Source organism: Metasolibacillus meyeri, assembly GCF_003049505.1.
GTDB lineage: Bacteria > Bacillota > Bacilli > Bacillales_A > Planococcaceae > Metasolibacillus > Metasolibacillus meyeri.
The window spans coordinates 1-17954 of record NZ_PYWN01000002.1 but is presented as its reverse complement, the minus strand read 5'-3'; the positions used below and the strand labels follow the sequence as shown (position 1 = coordinate 17954).

Below are 17954 nucleotides of genomic sequence, written 5' to 3'. Positions count from 1 at the left end.
GAAATGGAGGTGGGCAAATGGCAGGAGATGTATTATCCCAATCTGAGATTGATGCGCTGTTATCGGCGATTTCAACAGGAGAAATGTCAGCGGATGATATGAAAAAAGAAGACGAAACGAAAAAAGTGAAGGTTTATGATTTTAAACGTGCACTTCGTTTCTCCAAAGATCAAATCCGAAGTTTGACCCGAATACATGAAAACTTTGCTAGATTATTAACGACATCATTTTCTGCACAATTAAGAACCTATGTTCAAATAACTGTTGTATCTGTTGACCAAATACCTTTTGAAGAATTTATTCGTTCAATACCGAATATGACATTAATAAATGTATTTGAAGTACCGCCGTTAGATGGTAATATTTTAATGGAGATTAATCCAAACATCGCTTATTCGATGTTAGACCGTTTGATGGGGGGAGCAGGTTCAAGTCATAGTAATGTAGATAACTTAACGGAAATTGAAACGAAAATTATGACGAATTTATTTGAGCGTTCGTTTGATAATTTGCGTGAAGCATGGGAAAGCATTGTAGAAATTGATCCAATGCTCGTTGAATTAGAAGTAAATCCGCAATTTTTACAAATGATTTCACCAAATGAGACAGTTGTCGTCATTTCATTAAATACAGTAATTGGTGAAACAACAGGGATGATTAATATTTGTTTACCTCACGTTGTGCTTGAACCAATCGTACCTAATTTATCTGTGCGCTATTGGATGCAGGCTAATACGAAGCAAAATTCACCCGCACAAACAGACTTTATACAAACTCGTATAAAGCAATCAGCACTACCGGTTATAGCAGAGCTTGGCAATACGGCAATTTCAGTCGAAGATTTCTTAACAATGCAGCTCGGGGACGTTATACCATTAGAGCAAAAAATTGATGAGCCACTCTTATTGAAAGTCGGAGACATACCGAAATTCACAATACAACCTGGTAAGCTAGGGAAAAAGATGGCTGCTCAAATTATAGACCCTGTGGAAGGAGGAGACGAAGATGAGTGATGAAATGCTCTCCCAAGAAGAGATTGAAGCCTTGTTAAGAGGTGAAACTTTAGAAAATAAAAATGATACATCAGAGGATGCTGCAACAGCATTAACTGACGAAGTTAGAATAGAAGATCATCTTAGTCCAATGGAACAGGATGCATTAGGTGAAGTAGGTAATATTTCTTTTGGTAGTTCAGCAACTGCGCTATCTGCATTACTTGGACAAAAAGTAGATATTACTACACCAAGCATTTCGATGATTAATCGCAATAATTTAGATGAGGAATTCCCTCATCCATATGTTGCAATACAAGTAGAATATACGATAGGTTTAAAAGGTATAAACTTGCTTGTTATTAAACAATCAGATGCTGCTATTATTGCAGATTTAATGCTTGGTGGAGATGGTTTAAATCCGAAACCAGAACTCGGAGAAATTCAATTGAGCGCTGTACAAGAAGCAATGAACCAAATGATGGGCTCGGCAGCAACATCGATGTCAACAATCTTTAATCAGAAAGTAGATATTTCACCGCCTTCCATTGATTTAATGAACATTGCACAAAATGAAGGCAAAGACAATATACCAGATGATGATTTACTTGTACGTGTTTCCTTTAGATTACGTATCGGTGAATTAATCGATTCAAATATTATGCAATTATTGCCTTTAAATTTCAGCAAAAAAATAGTAAAGTCATTAATGGGGGAAACTGATGAAGAAGCATCGACAGCAGTAGAAGCTGTAGCACAGCCTACACAGATGGCTTCTGAACCGGCAGCGCAGCAAATGCAGCAGCAAGCACCTGTACAGCAACAGCAGGTACAGCAGCCACCAATGCAGCAACAGCCGATGTATCAGCAACCTATGTACGAGCAGCCTGTATACCAACAACCAATGTATCAGCAACCTGCATATCAAATGCCACCGGTTAATGTACAACCAGCGCAATTTGCAAACTTTGAGCAAGCAAATTTATCGCAGCAAGAAGCGCGTAATTTAAATATGCTACTAGATATTCCACTACAAGTAACTGTAGAGCTTGGAAGAACAAAACGTTCAGTAAAAGAAATTTTAGAGCTTTCAAGTGGTTCAATTATCGAGTTGGATAAATTAGCGGGTGAGCCTGTTGATATTTTAGTAAATAGTCGCTTAATTGCGAAAGGTGAAGTCGTTGTTATTGATGAGAACTTCGGTGTTCGTATTACAGATATTTTAAGTCAAGCTGATCGCTTGAATAACTTACGATAGTTTAAATTGGAGGAATTGATTATGTCTAAAAAGATTTTAATTGTTGACGATGCTGCTTTCATGCGTATGATGATTAAAGATATTTTAACGAAAAATGGTTACGAGGTAGTAGGCGAAGCAGCAGACGGTGCACAAGCGGTAGAGAAGTACAATGAATTGCGTCCAGACTTAGTAACGATGGATATTACAATGCCTGAAATGGACGGTATTGCTGCACTAAAAGCAATTAAAGGAACAGATGCAAATGCTATTGTTATTATGTGTTCTGCAATGGGGCAACAAGCAATGGTAATTGATGCAATTCAGGCTGGTGCAAAAGATTTTATCGTAAAGCCGTTCCAAGCTGATCGTGTAATTGAAGCAATCCAAAAAGCTTTAGGTTAATAGAATGCTAAAAAACAAATCATTACATGCGTATTTTTGGGTTATGCTGCTTGTATTGATTACCCTTTTCTCACCAATTGAAGCAAACGCAACGATGGATGGCTCTGTTTTGGATCATCTAAAACCAACGACTCCATCTGCTGATGATGAGGGTGAAACGAATACTGAACCAGATGCCGATACGGATGAAAGTGCTCCGGCATCTGCATCTTTCAGTTTATGGAGCTATATTAAAGTATTGTTTGCATTTATTTTCGTAATAGCTTTATTAATCGGTGTGCTCAAATTTTTAAATAAACGCAATGTGAATTATCAGCAAAACAGTGTTGTTCGTAATGTTGGTGGTATCTCAGTCGGTGCACAAAAATCTGTTCAAATACTTCAAGTTGGCAACCGCCTTTATATGATAGGGGTTGGTGAGGATGTTCAGTTATTAAAAGAGCTGTCTGATGAAGAGGAGATTGAGCAAATTTTATCGCACTACGATGAAAAGCAAACCGCCATGTCAACAGTGCCATATATTGTAGAAATCTTTAAGGGAAAATCAGAGCAAAAGCAAAAAGTGGAGCAACAAGCACAAAGCTTTGGCAATATATTTGATAAAAAATTATCAGAAATAAAAAAAGAACGTAGTAATGGATTAGAGCAATGGAAAGAAAAGGAGCATGATAAGCAATGATGTCATTAATTACTGCATTCTCTGATTTTGATCCAGCAAATGTCTCGACGTCAGTCAAACTACTTCTTTTATTAACAGTGCTGTCATTAGCACCTAGTATTTTAATTTTGATGACTTCCTTTACACGTATTGTCATCGTTTTATCTTTTACTAGAACAGCATTGGCAACACAACAGATGCCCCCGAACCAAGTAATTATCGGGTTAGCACTATTTTTAACGTTTTTCGTTATGGCACCTACCTTCCAGGAAGTGAATGACCAAGCGTTACAACCGTTGTTCAACGAAGAAATCGGGCTTGAGGAAGCGTATGATCGTGCAGCAGTGCCTTTCAAAGAATTTATGGCGAAGCATACGAGGCAGAAGGATTTAGAATTATTTATTTCATATAATCAAGCGGAGCGACCAACAACAATTGAGGAAATACCACTAACAATGTTAGTACCCGCTTTTGCGCTAAGTGAAATAAAAACAGCATTTCAAATGGGCTTTATGATTTTCATACCCTTTTTAGTAATCGATATGATTGTAGCGAGTACCTTGATGTCGATGGGGATGATGATGTTACCGCCCGTTATGGTTTCATTGCCATTTAAAATTTTATTATTTGTATTAGTAGATGGCTGGTATTTAGTGATGAAATCATTACTTCAAAGTTTTTAGGGGATGATACATAATGACACAAGAAATGGTCATTTCGGTTGCAGAGCGAGCAATTTTTGTTGTCTTGATAACTTCAGGACCGCTATTATTAATAGCGTTAACAACAGGGTTAATGGTAAGTATTTTCCAAGCAACAACATCTATTCAGGAGCAAACATTAGCTTTCGTGCCAAAAATTGTTGCTGTATTTATTGCGATTATCTTTTTTGGCCCATTTATGATTTCACAAGTGACGAATTATTTCCATGATATTTTTAATAATTTAGTTCGTTTCATAGGATAAATGATGGTAGAATTAGTTCCTAAAATAACTGTGCTACTACTGATTTTTGTTCGTGTATCTGCTTTCTTTGTGTCAGTCCCATTATTTTCATATCGCACAATACCGCCTCAAATGAGAATTGCCTTGGCGTTCGCATTATCATTGATTATGTATTATACATATTCATACGAGGTAATTGCATTTGATGGTACTTACATATTACTCGTATTAAAAGAAGCTATTATTGGTTTAATGCTAGGGTTAATCGCCTATATAATTATGTCGGCAGTGCAAATTGCTGGTGGCTTTATCGATTTCCAAATGGGCTTTGCAATGGCTAATATTATTGATCCACAAACAGGTACTCAAAGTCCACTAATGGGGCAATTTTTTAACTTCCTAGCCTTGTTAACGATGTTAGCAATAAACGGACATCATTTATTGCTAGATGGTATTTTTTATAGTTATCAATTTATGCCGATGAATCAATTGTTCCCTAATTTCGGCAATGAAGCGACAGCGGATTTTATATTAAGAACATTTACAGCTGTATTTGCGATTGCCTTTCAAATGTCAGCTCCAATAATTGCAACGCTATTTTTAGTAACAGTGGCACTCGGTATTACGGGGAAAACTGTACCGCAACTAAGTATTTTTGTCATTGGCTTCCCAATTAAAATTGCAGTAGGTTTTATCGTTTTAATTATTATGATGGGTGTTATGGTAGGCGTTATGCAAAAATTGATTGAAATGATGATTGTACACTTACGAGATTTAATGTTTCTTTTAGGTGGTGGCTAACGTGAAACTGTATATTACACTAGATCTCCAATTTTTTGCTGGTGAGAAAACAGAAAAAGCGACGCCTAAAAAACGTCAAGATGCGCGAAAAAAAGGACAAGTATTAAAAAGCCAAGATGTAACAGCAGCTGTTTTATTACTACTTATGTTCATCTTTTTATTTGTTATTGCCCCATTTATGTTTAAAGGGATAATGGGCTTTTTAAATCAAGCATTTGAGCGTAATCTCTTGGTCGAATCAATAACAATAGAAATAGTAATGGAGCTGTATTTTGAAACTTTGAAAGAAATGGCAAAGCTTGTTTTGCCGATTATGCTAGTTGCGATTGTTGCAGGTATTGGAGCTAACTATTTTCAATTTGGACTTTTATTTACAACGGAAACATTGAAATTAGACTTAAAAAAAATGGACCCGATTAAAGGGATAAAGAAGATCATTTCGCTCAGAGCGATTATTAATTTAATTAAATCGCTGTTAAAAGTGTCTTTTATCGGAGCGGTAACAACGACTGTTATATGGGTGAATTTGGAAAATGTATTATCTCTTGCTTTTAAAAGTCCGTGGGAGACTTTAGGGACGGTAGCTTATTTGACTGGAATTATGGGGCTTGCAGCCGCCTTAATGCTTGTATTCATCGCATTGTTAGATTATCTATATGAAAAATATGAATATGAAAAGCAATTAAAAATGTCTAAGCAGGACATTAAAGATGAGCATAAAAATAGCGAAGGTGACCCTTTAATTAAATCAAAAATTAAGCAACGCCAACGTGAAATGGCGATGCGCCGTATGATGCAGGAAATACCTTCAGCCGACGTTGTTATTACAAACCCAACCCACTTTGCTATTGCATTAAAATATGATGAAGATAGCATGGAGGCACCTCGGGTCGTCGCAAAAGGCACAGACTTTGTTGCACAAAAGATTAAAATGATTGCAAAAGAAAATGATGTCATCATGGTAGAAAATCGAGCGTTAGCACGTGCGATGTATGATCAAGTGGAAATTGGTGATGCCGTACCAGAAGAATTTTTTAAAGCAGTAGCAGAAATTTTAGCGTATGTGTACCGTATTAAACGCAAAATTTGAGTACCGATGCAGGAGGGAAAGTAATGAAAATTCGCGATATAGGGGTTTTAGCTGCGGTTATTTTAGTAGTAGCTATGCTCATTATCCCTCTACCTACGTGGTTGTTAAGCTTTCTTATTATTATTAATATAACGCTGGCCTTACTTGTGTTATTAACAGCCATGAATATGAAAGAAGCCTTAGACTTTTCTATTTTTCCATCCGTTATTTTACTATTAACATTATTCCGTTTAGGATTGAGTGTTTCTACAACACGAGCGATTTTAGCCAATGGTGATGCTGGTGACGTTGTAGATACGTTTGGTAATTTCGTAACTGGTGGTAATATTTTAGTCGGTTTAGTTATTTTCATGCTGTTAGTTATTATTCAATTTATCGTTATTACTAAGGGAGCTGAGCGTGTAGCTGAGGTAGCAGCACGCTTCACATTAGATGCAATGCCTGGTAAGCAGATGAGTATCGATGCAGATTTAAATGCCGGTATTATTTCTGAAAAGGAAGCGCGTGAACGCCGTGATAAAGTTGCGGGAGAATCGGACTTTTACGGAGCGATGGACGGTGCTACAAAATTCGTAAAAGGGGATGCAATCGCCTCGATTATCATGGTATTTATTAATCTATTATTTGGTATGATTATCGGGATGTTGAACTTAGGTTTAAGCTTTGGCGAAGCAGCAAATAAATTCTCTATCTTAACCGTCGGTGATGGTCTTGTATCACAAATTCCAGCACTGTTGATTTCAACTGCAACAGGTATCGTTGTAACGCGAGCAGCATCGGATGGTAACTTAGGCGAAGATATTACAAAGCAATTATTTGCACAATCTAAATTGCTTTATGTAGCAGGTGCTACGATTTTCTTACTTGGTTTATTCACACCAATTCCATTTTGGATTACGATTCCAATTGCTGCAACTTTAGCAATTAGTGCATGGTTAATGGATCACAAGAAAGAAGATAGCCCTGAGGACCTGCTTGAACTAGAGGAGGAAGTGGCGACAGATACAATGAAAAGTCCTGAAAATGTCGTCAATTTATTAAGTGTTGATCCAATCGAGTTTGAGTTTGGCTATGGCTTAATTCCACTCGTTGATGCCACGCAAGGTGGAGATTTATTAGACCGCGTTGTAATGATTCGCCGTCAGTTAGCATTAGAACTAGGTATTGTTATCCCTGTTGTGCGAATTCGTGATAATATACAATTACAACCAAATGAATATCGCATTAAAATTAAAGGTAATGAAATGGCACGTGGTGAGCTTCTATTAGATCATTATTTAGCAATGAGTCCTGGTGATGATGATAGTATTGAAGGTATCGATACAATTGAACCATCTTTCGGGTTACCTGCAAAATGGATTACAGAGCAAGTGAAAGAAGAGGCCGAAATGCTTGGCTATACAGTTGTTGACCCTCCAAGTGTTGTGTCGACGCATTTAACAGAGATGATTCGAGCAAATGCTTATGAATTGCTTGGACGACAAGAAACGAAGCAGTTAATCGATCATTTACGTGAAACACATGCTATTTTAGTAGAAGAATTAACACCTACGCCACTATCAATTGGCGAAATTCAAAAGGTACTTAGCAAATTGTTAAAAGAAAATGTATCGATTCGTAATTTACCAATTATTTTTGAAACGTTAGCAGACTATTCAAAGCTAACAAGTGATACGGATATTTTAACTGAATATGTAAGACAAGCACTTGCAAGACAAATTACGACGCAATACGTCAACGGTCAACCAGCGCTTAAAGTAATTACCGTTTCAGCGAAAGTGGAAAAATTAGTTGCGGACAGTATTCAGCAAACAGACCACGGTAATTATTTAGCGATGGATCCACATGATTCTCAGTTGGTGCTTGAAACAATTGCGAAGGAAGTAGAGCGCGTATCCTATATGGAACAATCTCCGTTAATTTTATGTTCACCAGGCGTGCGTATGTATTTGCGTCAGTTAACGGAACGCTACTTCCCACAAATTCCTATTTTAAGCTATAACGAGCTTGATGCAGCTGTGGAAATTCAAAGTGTTGGAGTGGTGAATGTGGAATGAAGATGAAAAAATATAATGCACCATCAATAGCTGAAGCAATGAAACTAATTCGTGCTGACCTCGGTGATGATGCGGTAATTTTAAATTCAAAGGTCGTAGTAGATAAAAAGTTTTTTGGTTTAGTTAAAAAGAAGAGCTTTGAAGTTGTGGCAGGTATTGATAAGGTGGAAGCGAAGCCCGTTTTTCCACCTTTGCAAGATTTGCAATCTTTGAAGCCGATAATGCAAGCCACTGCACCCACTATAGCGAAAGAAACAGAGCAAGTCACTGTTAAAAAAACACTGATCGAAGATGATTCTATCGCAACCAATGAATTAAAAAAAGAAATAGCAGATTTAAAATCAATTATGCAATCTTTACATCGACAATCCATTCAGTCAAAATACCCAGATGAACTCTTGCGCTTTATCGATTATTTGAAACAGCAAGAGCTGAATGAAGAGCTCATCACACAAATTAGTGATGAGCTTTTTGTTCATATTGAACATATTGATGCGGTTTATTTTGATGATTTACAAGCAGCGGCAAAGCGCATATTAGAACGACAACTAAGAGATGTTGAAATAGGTGGCGTGTCGTATGAGCGGAAATATATTAATGTACTTGGCCCTACAGGTGTAGGGAAAACAACAACAATCGCTAAAATGGCTGCAAGAGCTGTGTTAGAAAAGAAGAAGCGGGTCGGCTTTATTACGACAGATACGTATCGTATTGCAGCAATTGAGCAGTTGAAAACATATGCTGGTTTATTACAAGTCCCGATTGAAATTGTTTATAGCGCTGAAGATTATAAAGCAGCAATTGAAAAATTTGCCCATTTAGATTTAGTGTTTATTGATACAGCAGGACGAAATTATAAAGAAGCAAAGTACATTACCGATTTACAGCGCCTTATTAATTTTGGAGAGGATGTACAAACATTTTTAGTGCTATCATTAACGTCGAAAGAACAGGATTTAGATCTAATTATTAAGCAATTTAATCAAATTCATGTCGAAAAGTTTATTTTTACGAAGCTAGATGAGACAAATTCTATTGGCACAATGTTCAATTTAATGATTAAATATAAGAAAGGACTTGCTTACTATACAAATGGGCAAGAAGTACCAGAGGATATAGAGGAGCCAAGTTTAGAAAAATTATTTGAATTGTTCTTTCAAGGAGAACTTACATGAGAGATCAAGCGGAAATTTTACGAATGAAAATGTTAGAAAGTCAAGGTGCTCTTGGAAAATCATTAGCGATAGTAAGCGGTAAAGGCGGTGTAGGAAAAAGTAATTTTACAACGAATTTTGCGGCATTATTAGCAAAAGAAGGAAAAAAAGTTGTTATTTTAGACATGGATATCGGTATGGGCAACATTCATATTCTTTTTGGAAGAACGACAGAATATAGTTTGAAAGATTATTTGCAAGGTAATGTGACGCTTGAGCAAGCGATTTTTGAAGGACCAAATGGCGTACGTTACATTTCAGGTGGCTCAGGTATGTCAGCATTAGTTGAATGGTCTGATGCCATGTTTGAAGCACTTATTACCGCATTTAGACAGCTCCAACAATCATTCGATTATATTTTATTCGATATGGGGGCTGGTGCAACAAACTGGTCGCTTGATTTATTAGCATCAATTGATGAAATTATTGTTATTTCTACAGCAGAACCAACCGCTATTATGGATGCCTATTCGATGATGAAATTTATTCATTTAAAGGACAATGAAAAAACATTTTATGTATTATGCAATCGCGTTATGTCAAAAGAAGAGGGGCAAGATACGCTAAGTCGTCTAAATGGAGCTATGCAAAAGTTTATGTCGAAGGAAGTCGTATCGCTTGGTTCACTGCCAGAAGATCCTGTAGTGAGGAAGGCTGTTAGGGAGCAAGTACCATTTACTATTTTATATCCAAATGCCCCTATTTCTAAAACGATGCAACAAATTGTGCACCGCTTTTTACAAGAAACAACAGACGAAATACATGCACCGAAACATTCAAATAATTTTTTAACGAAACTGAGAAGTATTTTTTCGAAAGGGCGTGATTAGTTGAGATTTTCAAGTAAGAAAAAGCTACTTATCGTAGATGACTCAGCTTTTATGAGAAAGTTAGTTGGTGACTTCTTCAATGATAATTTAACTATTGAAGTGGTTGGAACAGCGCGCAATGGAAAAGATGCAATTGAAAAAATACAGCAACTACAGCCAAATGTTGTCACGATGGATGTGGAGATGCCTGAAATGAATGGGTTAGAAGCATTAAGAGAGATAATGAATAAATGTCCTGTTCCTGTGGTGATGCTCTCAAGTACGACAAAACAAGGAACGGAAAATACATTAACAGCGATGGAATATGGTGCTGTAGATTTTGTGGCTAAAACGAGTGGTACGATTTCTCTTGATTTACATAAAATCAAAGAGGAGCTAGTTCAAAAGGTTGAAGCGGCTGCAAACATTTCTGTTACGAAGCTAAAAAGGCCGTTGGAAACAACTTATAAAAGAGACACATTTAAGGTGGAAAAATCGTTTAATACACCACCAATTAAAAAGCAGCAACCAGTAACGGTGACGCCTATTCCAAATAAAAAAGAGTGGAATAAAGTATCTAAAAAAATTATTTTAATTGGTACATCTACAGGAGGACCCCGTGCTTTACAAGAAGTGATTACGAAAATTCCTGAAAACGTCCATGCACCAATTTTAATTGTACAGCATATGCCAGCAGGCTTTACTAAATCTTTAGCAAATCGTTTAAATCAATTAAGCAATATTCATGTAAAAGAAGCGGAGCAAGGCGATATTTTAAAAGAAGGCGTTGCCTACATTGCACCTGGGGGCTACCACTTAAAGCTTCGCAAAATTGGAACATCCTACGGCATTGTTCTCGATCAAACGGAGCCACCAAGATCAGGACATCGCCCATCAGTAGATGTAATGTTTGAAGATGTTAGTAACTGTCATGATATGGACAAAATTGCGGTGATTATGACAGGTATGGGGCAAGATGGTGCAAGTGGTTTAAAAGCATTGAAGAAATCAGGTAATGTAAGAGCGATTGCTGAATCTGCAGATACTTGTATCGTTTACGGTATGCCAAAAGCAGCAGTAGAAACGCAGCTTGTGGATGAAGTGGTAGATGTAGATGAGATTGCACAAACAATTATGAAATATATGTACTAAAGGGGTGCCTTCATATGGAAGTGAATCAATATTTAGAAATGTTCATCGAAGAAAGTAAAGAACATTTACAAGCATGTAGTGAGCATTTATTAGAACTGGAAAAAAATCCAGCAGATTTATCGATTGTTAATGAAATTTTCCGTTCAGCACATACATTAAAAGGTATGTCTGCAACAATGGGCTTCGAGGACTTAGCAGATTTGACGCACAAGATGGAAAATGTTTTAGATGCTATTCGCAATGCAAAAATCCAAGTAACGCCAGAAATTTTAGATGTTGTTTTCGAATCTGTTGATCATTTAGAAGAAATGGTAATGGATATAGCGGGCGGTGGAGATGGCAAGCGCGATGTACAAGCTACAGTTGAGCAGCTTAAGCGTATTGAAGCAGGCGAAGATGTAGCAAAAGTAGCTTTAGCATCGGAAGAAACAGCCGCTACAATTGTGCAACATGAATCAAAGCTAGAATATGATGATTTTGAAAAAACAGTGTTAGCGCAGTCGATTGAACAGGATCATTGTGCGTATGAAATTTCTGTTACATTGCGTGAAGATTGCTTATTAAAAGCAGCACGTGTTTTCATGGTATTTGAGATTTTAGAAAAAAACGGAGATGTTATTAAATCTGTTCCCGCAGTTGATAGCTTAGAAGAGGAACAATTTGACCAAACATTCCACATTGCTTATATTTCAAAAGAGTCAGCCGATGACTTACAAAAGAAATTAATGAAGGTTTCTGAAGTAGAAGAAGTGATTGTTGTACCTTTAACACAAGAGGATGTAAAGAACGAAAAAATTGCGGAAGTAGTTGAAGTTGTGCCGCAAGCGCAGCAAGAAATAGTGAAGGCAGCACCAGAGCCAGTAGCTAAAGCACAATCATCCAACAGCAAATCAGGTGGGCAAGTTTCAAATAAAATGATTCGTGTAAATATCGAGCGTCTTGATATTTTAATGAATCTGTTTGAGGAGCTTGTGATCGACCGTGGACGTTTACAATCTATTTCTGCAGAAGTAAATCACCAAGAATTAAATGAAACGGTAGAGCGTATGAGCCGTGTAATGGGTGATTTACAAAATATCGTATTAACAATGCGCATGGTACAAGTGGAAACGGTATTTAACCGCTTCCCGAAAATGGTGCGTCAATTATCCCGTGATTTAAATAAGAAAATTACTTTAGAAATTATTGGAGCAGAAACAGAGTTAGACCGTACAGTTATTGATGAAATTGGCGATCCACTTGTACACTTAATTCGCAACTCGCTTGACCATGGTATCGAAAGTCCAGAGGTTCGTATGGCGAAAGGGAAGCCAGAGGAAGGAACAGTACAGCTACGTGCGTTCCATAGTGGAAACTATGTATTTATTGAAATTGAAGATGATGGTGCAGGGATTAACCGTGAAAAGGTATTGGAAAAAGCAATTTCTAAAGGTGTTATTACAGCCGAAACAGCGAAAACACTATCAGATAAGCAAACGAATGAGTTAATCTTAGCTTCTGGCTTCTCAACAGCAGATGTAATTTCTGATATCTCAGGTCGTGGTGTGGGACTGGATGTTGTAAAAACAACAATTGAGTCATTAGGTGGAAATATTTCGATTGATTCTACTGAAGGTGTTGGTTCAACATTCTCGATTCAATTACCTTTAACATTATCGATTATTTCTGTAATGCTTGTAGAGATTGAAAAAGAAATTTATGCAATTCCACTATCATCCATTATTGAAACATCAATTATTCGCCATTCGGAAATTTTAAATGCACATAATCAAAAAGTAATTGATTTCCGTGGCAAAGTAGTGCCACTTGTATTCTTAGATGAAATTTTCGAAGTACCTCGTACAGAAACGCAAGATGATGAATTCTATTCTGTAGTGATAGTACGTAAAGGTGAAAAGCTTGCTGGTTTAGTTGTTGATTCTTTCATTGGGCAGCAAGAAATCGTGTTAAAATCTTTAGGGAATTACTTAACGAATATCTTCGCAATTTCAGGTGCGACAATTTTAGGAAACGGAAAAGTAGCATTAATTGTTGATTGTAATGCGCTAATGAAGTGATAAGGATAAGAAGAGGTGTAAACTATGACAAATGCTGTTGAACAAGAATATATTAAAGTAATTGTTTTTCAATTAGCAGATAAAGAATATGCGATTCCTGTTTCACATGTGCAAGGAATTGAAAAATTAATGCATATTACGCGTGTGCCTAAAACGCAGCCTTATGTAAAAGGTGTTATTAATTTACGCGGTGTTGTAACACCAATTATCGATTTGCGTGAGCGTTTTAATTTACCAATTTTAGGCGAAGAAGATGCAGCACGTATTATTATTATTACATTAGAGGATATGGAAGTAGGCTTTGTTGTCGATTCAGCTAATGACGTGTTAGATATTGCAGCAGGCTCGATTGAGCAACAACCAGAAGTTGTTGGTTCTTTAGAAGAAGAGTTTATTTCAGGTGTTGCGAAGCTAGACAATCGTTTATTAATTTTATTGCATTTAGACAGAGTATTAAATCCATTAAGCTAAAATGATGTCTTTAAAAAGTGTAATCTATTTAGAGGCTACTTAAAGTAGGGATATGAAATGAATTTTAATCAAAAAATTACTTCACTACATTTAGATGTACTAAAAGAAATCGGTAATATTGGTGCTGCACATGCGGCAACGGCCTTATCCGATTTATTAAGTAAAAAAATTGATATGCAAGTACCTAAAGTCGAGATGGTAACCTTTGATCATATGATGGAGCTAGCAGGAGGCTCTGAAACGGTAGTAGTTGGTGTTTTCTTACGAATTGAGGGAGACATTGAAGGGAGCATGTTTTTCATTTTACCGATTGAACAAGCAAACCGTTTTATTCGTCGCTTAATTCATGAGGATGCGTTTGATTTTTATAAGGCACCTGTTTCAGAGCTAGCCTTGTCAGCGATGCAGGAAATGGGCAATATTTTATCAGGCTCTTATTTATCAGCCTTATCCGATTTTACGAAATTGAAAATCTATCCGACTGTACCGGGCTTAAGTGTTGACATGTTTGGCGCTATTATTAGTACAGGCTTAATCGAGTTATCCCAAGTGAGCGACCATGTTATCGTTATTAACACATCCATTTTCGAAGAAGATATTGCTGTAGAGGAAGCCACACACGGGCATTTCTTCTTGTTACCAGATCCAGATTCATTTGCAACAATTTTTAAAGCGTTAGGTGTATCTTAGATGTTTACAACTAACACAATCATTAAAGTAGGCATTGCACAAATGGATGTAGTAAAGGCACCTAACACGATTCGTACATCTGGTTTAGGATCGTGTGTCGGTGTTGTCATTTATGATGAAACGAAACAAATCGCTGGTTTAATTCACGTTATGCTTCCTGATTCGAGTTTAGGTAAAGTAGATGCAACAAATGTAGCAAAATTTGCTGATACAGGTATTAAAGCATTACTAGATTTATTAAAAGCTGAAGGTGTCCAAACATTTAAACTAAAAGCGAAAATTGCTGGCGGTGCACAAATGTTCCAATTTACGTCTGATAAAAGTTCAATGCGCATTGGTCCACGCAATGTAGAAGCTGTGAAAAATGAACTGAGCAAATATAAAATTCCTCTTATTGCAGAGGACACAGGTGGAAATAGTGGTAGAACAATTGAATTCAATCCTGTTACGAATATGTTAAATATTCGTACAGTGAACCGAGGGGTGAGTGAAATATAATGCTTGGTTCAATTTTAATTAATTGTTGGATTGCATTAATTAGCTTTACGGCTTACTTTATATATGCTATTCAAAATCCATTGGCGTTGCCGATTCCAACGATATTAACTGCATTAGGTGTTGCGTTAATCGCCTTTGTCGTTGCATTTCCATTACGTCATTTTTTAGGATATATTTTTTATACGCCGGAAGAAATTGTCTTTAGTGAACAAGCCGTGGAAGATGTCCATACAACTTCACAAGAAAAGCAACCATTTATTCAACAAAATGCTACGTCAACAGTCGAATTTGCTGATGAAAGTACAGAGGACATTGCACAGGTTGTACGCACGATGATGCATAAAGAAGATAAAACGGTCAATAGCTAATTTTCTTGATGGATATAGTGAAGGTAGCGGCAAGGTCAATAAAACTAAGAACTGTTTAGGAAAAGCGAAAATTTTCTGAACAGTTCTTTTTTTGTAAGAAAGTGTTTAATGTACATATGAAAAATATGCTTGAATTTGATATAATAACAATAATAATGCTTTATCTTGAGTCAATGAGTGGTAGGTCATTGACTCAAGATAAAGCCGCAAAGTTCATGCAGTGTATTTCCCCTAAGTCGTCTGGGAATCTGGACTTGAGAGGCATAATTGATTTCAAAGAGAGGTGGATACGTGTGACACAATCGATGTTAAATGATGAGCAAAATCTTTGGCATAGCTGGACGATAGAGCGAGATGTAGATGCAGGTAATCAATTGATAAAAAAATATAAGCCGCTTGTATCTTATCATGTGCAGCGTATCGGGGCTGGATTACCGAAAAACGTTTCTAGGGATGATTTGTATAGCCTAGGGATGATGGGTTTATTTGATGCTTTAAATAAATTTGATATAAAGAGAGATTTAAAATTCGACACATATGCATCGTTTCGTGTAAGGGGAGCGATTATAGATGGTTTACGTAAGGAAGACTGGCTACCACGCTCAGCGCGAGAAAAGGCTAAGAAGCTTGAAGCGCAAATTGAAGAGCTTGAGCAAAAGCTAATGCGCCATGCTACCCCTGAAGAATTAGCGGAGCATATGGAATTACCTATTGAAGAAGTATATCAAACAGTTCAAGAGCATTTTTTTTCAAATGTGCTATCCATTAACGAGCAACAAGATCAAGAAGAGCTAGAAGGAAAAACATTTGTTATACGTGATGACGATACTCGAACACCAGAACAGGAAATTGTGCATAATGAGTTATTAGCTGATTTAGGCCGCAACATTGAAAAGTTGAATGAAAAAGAGCAGCTTGTAGTGAGTTTGTTCTATTCAGAAGAAATGACGCTTACAGAAATTGGTGAAATGTTAGATTTGTCTACTTCGCGAATATCGCAAATTCATTCGAAGGCACTGTTGAAATTACGTAAGTTTTTATCACCAGAAGTAATTAATTCATAGGGAGTGGGGAGTATGAGTTTAAAAGGCGTAGAATTACAAATTGCGATTCCTAAAACATTTGATGCGGGAAAAATGGCTGACCAGCAGCATCAAAATAATATACTTCAACAAATGCATGCAAATGAGGCCCTAAAAAAAGAATTAGAGCGAAAGCAAAAGGCTGTCAATGATACGGAAAATTTAGATGCCATTTCGGATGAAGAAGAAAGCGAAAATGGGGCAAATGCCAAAAAGCAAAACAAAAAAAAGCAAAAGGAAGAAGAAAAAGTGAAGGCACATCACCCGTTTAAAGGAAATTTTATTGACTACAGCGGATAGGAGAATCTATGAATTCAGTTATTAGTATGTTAATAATAGGGCTTATTATTTCGCAACTTATTATATTTTATTTAATTGTATTACTAAATAATAAAGTAGCGAAATTTAAAGACTTAGAAGTTAGACAGGATCAGCTCATGCAGGAAATGGACGATGCGATAGGCGTATATTTAATCGAAATGCGGGAGGAGAACGATCGCCTACTGCATGAATTAACGGCAGCCAAAAATACCATTCCAAAAATAAAGCAGGTGGAGCAAGAAGCTGCTGCAGCTGTTTTGGAAATAAAGCACGAGCAGCTTTCTGAAACCGTTTTAAAAGAGCAAATAGCAATCGACAAGAAAGCGTTTGTTCCGAAAAATATTGCAGCAAACATTTATAAACAGCAAAAGAGACAGGAACCTGAAAGGCAACAACCTTCAACATTAAAGCCCGAGCTAGAAAAAACAGAGCCACTAGCACCAAAGCCAGAACCATTAACGCCTGAGCAGCAAATGATTGCTATGTATAAAAATGGGCAATCCATCGAAGAAATCGCTAAGCAAACACAAAAAGGTAAGACGGAAGTGGAGCTTTTAATTAAGTTTCATTCCTAGTGGAGCTAACAGGAAATGTGGGAGAATACTTACACTTCCTGTTAGCTATTTGTGTTTTTACTGATAACTTACTTTCTTTAGTTTGAAAAATCTTATTGATAGAAAATTTTACCTCCACTCTCGCATCTTTTTTCACCATTTCCATCGCTACAAAGAGCTACAAGATGATAGTAGCGCTATTACATAATGTCCATCGAGATCTCCATGAGGGATTGCGTGATATCTATAAATCTTTGTTGTCCCGCTCAGAATGGCAATATTAGTGTGGAGAGACGTTGTTCCATAAGAACCAAATAGTTTCGCCTTTATTAAACCGAACAGTGTTAGTAGTTTTAGATTTATCTAATCGATAAAACAAAAATGTATGAGTACCTACTGCCTTTGAATGAACATTGAATAAAGAGAACGATAAAAAACATTGTTAAAAACTTAAGAATATTTATCTATTATTTCCTTTTTTCTAATTTTATTTATATTTGTTAAACATCTATTTAAGATAAATAATCCCTTCTTTTTAGGGGAAATTAATTAG

The 17954-nt window shown here is 36.7% G+C and carries 20 protein-coding genes; all 20 read left to right on the top strand.

The genetic code is table 11. The annotated features are described in order from the left end of the window. The first annotated feature begins 17 nt into the window (after positions 1 to 17). The 20 genes from fliM (at position 18) to C9J34_RS00305 (ending at position 17422) form a co-directional block, all read left to right on the top strand. The gene (gene fliM, locus C9J34_RS00400) at positions 18 to 1013 is read left to right on the top strand and encodes a flagellar motor switch protein FliM (RefSeq protein WP_107837872.1); all 996 of its coding nucleotides are present in this window, start codon (positions 18 to 20) and stop codon (positions 1011 to 1013) included. Continuing rightward, positions 1006 to 2250, top strand: coding sequence for a flagellar motor switch phosphatase FliY (gene fliY / locus C9J34_RS00395; RefSeq protein ID WP_107837871.1), 1245 nt, complete (start codon positions 1006 to 1008; stop codon positions 2248 to 2250). The genes fliM and fliY overlap by 8 nt, the downstream gene beginning before the upstream one ends. 21 nt (positions 2251 to 2271) lie before the next feature. Continuing rightward, positions 2272 to 2634, top strand: coding sequence for a response regulator (locus tag C9J34_RS00390; protein ID WP_107837870.1), 363 nt, complete (start codon positions 2272 to 2274; stop codon positions 2632 to 2634). A 4-nt stretch (positions 2635 to 2638) separates the two neighbouring features. Then, positions 2639 to 3313, top strand: a complete 675-nt coding sequence (locus C9J34_RS00385; RefSeq protein WP_107837869.1) for a flagellar biosynthetic protein FliO — start codon at positions 2639 to 2641, stop codon at positions 3311 to 3313. Continuing rightward, positions 3310 to 3975, top strand: a complete 666-nt coding sequence (gene fliP / locus C9J34_RS00380; RefSeq protein ID WP_107837868.1) for a flagellar type III secretion system pore protein FliP — start codon at positions 3310 to 3312, stop codon at positions 3973 to 3975. The genes C9J34_RS00385 and fliP overlap by 4 nt, the downstream gene beginning before the upstream one ends. 13 nt (positions 3976 to 3988) lie before the next feature. Continuing rightward, positions 3989 to 4258 carry a flagellar biosynthesis protein FliQ gene (gene fliQ, locus C9J34_RS00375; RefSeq protein WP_107837867.1) on the top strand — a complete coding sequence of 90 codons (270 nt, stop codon included), beginning with the start codon at positions 3989 to 3991 and terminating at the stop codon, positions 4256 to 4258. Positions 4259 to 4261: 3 nt separating this feature from the next. Continuing rightward, the gene (gene fliR / locus C9J34_RS00370; protein WP_107837866.1) at positions 4262 to 5038 is read left to right on the top strand and encodes a flagellar biosynthetic protein FliR; all 777 of its coding nucleotides are present in this window, start codon (positions 4262 to 4264) and stop codon (positions 5036 to 5038) included. Position 5039: 1 nt separating this feature from the next. Beyond that, positions 5040 to 6128, top strand: a complete 1089-nt coding sequence (gene flhB, locus C9J34_RS00365) for a flagellar biosynthesis protein FlhB (protein ID WP_107837865.1) — start codon at positions 5040 to 5042, stop codon at positions 6126 to 6128. 23 nt (positions 6129 to 6151) lie between these two features. After that, a complete protein-coding gene (gene flhA, locus C9J34_RS00360) occupies positions 6152 to 8185 on the top strand; it encodes a flagellar biosynthesis protein FlhA (RefSeq protein ID WP_107837864.1) in 2034 nt (677 codons plus the stop codon). Further along, complete coding sequence (gene flhF, locus C9J34_RS00355) at positions 8182 to 9360, top strand: flagellar biosynthesis GTPase FlhF (protein ID WP_107837863.1); 1179 nt, start codon at positions 8182 to 8184, stop codon at positions 9358 to 9360. Before flhA ends, flhF begins: the two co-directional genes overlap by 4 nt. Beyond that, positions 9357 to 10229 (top strand): MinD/ParA family protein, encoded by an 873-nt coding sequence (locus C9J34_RS00350; protein ID WP_107837862.1) that lies wholly within the window; start codon positions 9357 to 9359, stop codon positions 10227 to 10229. Before flhF ends, C9J34_RS00350 begins: the two co-directional genes overlap by 4 nt. A 51-nt stretch (positions 10230 to 10280) precedes the next feature. Beyond that, on the top strand, positions 10281 to 11360 hold the full coding sequence (locus tag C9J34_RS00345) for a protein-glutamate methylesterase/protein-glutamine glutaminase (RefSeq protein ID WP_238600530.1): 1080 nt from the start codon (positions 10281 to 10283) through the stop codon (positions 11358 to 11360). 14 nt (positions 11361 to 11374) lie between these two features. After that, entirely contained in the window at positions 11375 to 13417 is a 2043-nt protein-coding gene (locus C9J34_RS00340; protein WP_107837860.1) for a chemotaxis protein CheA, read from the top strand. Between the two features lie 24 nt (positions 13418 to 13441). After that, complete coding sequence (locus C9J34_RS00335) at positions 13442 to 13888, top strand: chemotaxis protein CheW (protein ID WP_107837859.1); 447 nt, start codon at positions 13442 to 13444, stop codon at positions 13886 to 13888. Between the two features lie 57 nt (positions 13889 to 13945). Continuing rightward, the gene (locus C9J34_RS00330; protein WP_107837858.1) at positions 13946 to 14578 is read left to right on the top strand and encodes a chemotaxis protein CheC; all 633 of its coding nucleotides are present in this window, start codon (positions 13946 to 13948) and stop codon (positions 14576 to 14578) included. Further along, on the top strand, positions 14579 to 15076 hold the full coding sequence (locus C9J34_RS00325) for a chemotaxis protein CheD (protein WP_107837857.1): 498 nt from the start codon (positions 14579 to 14581) through the stop codon (positions 15074 to 15076). Continuing rightward, positions 15076 to 15444, top strand: coding sequence for a multidrug transporter (locus C9J34_RS00320; RefSeq protein ID WP_238600527.1), 369 nt, complete (start codon positions 15076 to 15078; stop codon positions 15442 to 15444). Before C9J34_RS00325 ends, C9J34_RS00320 begins: the two co-directional genes overlap by 1 nt. 293 nt (positions 15445 to 15737) lie before the next feature. Then, positions 15738 to 16508: a FliA/WhiG family RNA polymerase sigma factor gene (locus C9J34_RS00315; RefSeq protein WP_411830042.1), complete on the top strand. Its 771-nt coding sequence runs from the start codon at positions 15738 to 15740 to the stop codon at positions 16506 to 16508. Between the two features lie 12 nt (positions 16509 to 16520). After that, positions 16521 to 16826, top strand: coding sequence for an RNA polymerase subunit sigma (locus tag C9J34_RS00310; protein WP_107837856.1), 306 nt, complete (start codon positions 16521 to 16523; stop codon positions 16824 to 16826). Positions 16827 to 16834: 8 nt separating this feature from the next. Then, positions 16835 to 17422, top strand: a complete 588-nt coding sequence (locus C9J34_RS00305) for a DUF6115 domain-containing protein (protein WP_107837855.1) — start codon at positions 16835 to 16837, stop codon at positions 17420 to 17422. Positions 17423 to 17954: the final 532 nt, after the last annotated feature.

Bases quoted from the DNA above. Each gene is read 5' to 3' on its own strand.
- fliM (WP_107837872.1), top strand. From the start codon at position 18: ATGGCAGGAGATGTATTATCCCAATCTGAGATTGATGCGCTGTTATCG.
- fliY (WP_107837871.1), top strand. From the start codon at position 1,006: ATGAGTGATGAAATGCTCTCCCAAGAAGAGATTGAAGCCTTGTTAAGA.
- C9J34_RS00390 (WP_107837870.1), top strand. From the start codon at position 2,272: ATGTCTAAAAAGATTTTAATTGTTGACGATGCTGCTTTCATGCGTATG.
- C9J34_RS00385 (WP_107837869.1), top strand. From the start codon at position 2,639: ATGCTAAAAAACAAATCATTACATGCGTATTTTTGGGTTATGCTGCTT.
- fliP (WP_107837868.1), top strand. From the start codon at position 3,310: ATGATGTCATTAATTACTGCATTCTCTGATTTTGATCCAGCAAATGTC.
- fliQ (WP_107837867.1), top strand. From the start codon at position 3,989: ATGACACAAGAAATGGTCATTTCGGTTGCAGAGCGAGCAATTTTTGTT.
- fliR (WP_107837866.1), top strand. From the start codon at position 4,262: ATGGTAGAATTAGTTCCTAAAATAACTGTGCTACTACTGATTTTTGTT.
- flhA (WP_107837864.1), top strand. From the start codon at position 6,152: ATGAAAATTCGCGATATAGGGGTTTTAGCTGCGGTTATTTTAGTAGTA.
- flhF (WP_107837863.1), top strand. From the start codon at position 8,182: ATGAAGATGAAAAAATATAATGCACCATCAATAGCTGAAGCAATGAAA.
- C9J34_RS00350 (WP_107837862.1), top strand. From the start codon at position 9,357: ATGAGAGATCAAGCGGAAATTTTACGAATGAAAATGTTAGAAAGTCAA.
- C9J34_RS00345 (WP_238600530.1), top strand. From the start codon at position 10,281: ATGAGAAAGTTAGTTGGTGACTTCTTCAATGATAATTTAACTATTGAA.
- C9J34_RS00340 (WP_107837860.1), top strand. From the start codon at position 11,375: ATGGAAGTGAATCAATATTTAGAAATGTTCATCGAAGAAAGTAAAGAA.
- C9J34_RS00335 (WP_107837859.1), top strand. From the start codon at position 13,442: ATGACAAATGCTGTTGAACAAGAATATATTAAAGTAATTGTTTTTCAA.
- C9J34_RS00330 (WP_107837858.1), top strand. From the start codon at position 13,946: ATGAATTTTAATCAAAAAATTACTTCACTACATTTAGATGTACTAAAA.
- C9J34_RS00325 (WP_107837857.1), top strand. From the start codon at position 14,579: ATGTTTACAACTAACACAATCATTAAAGTAGGCATTGCACAAATGGAT.
- C9J34_RS00320 (WP_238600527.1), top strand. From the start codon at position 15,076: ATGCTTGGTTCAATTTTAATTAATTGTTGGATTGCATTAATTAGCTTT.
- C9J34_RS00310 (WP_107837856.1), top strand. From the start codon at position 16,521: ATGAGTTTAAAAGGCGTAGAATTACAAATTGCGATTCCTAAAACATTT.
- C9J34_RS00305 (WP_107837855.1), top strand. From the start codon at position 16,835: ATGAATTCAGTTATTAGTATGTTAATAATAGGGCTTATTATTTCGCAA.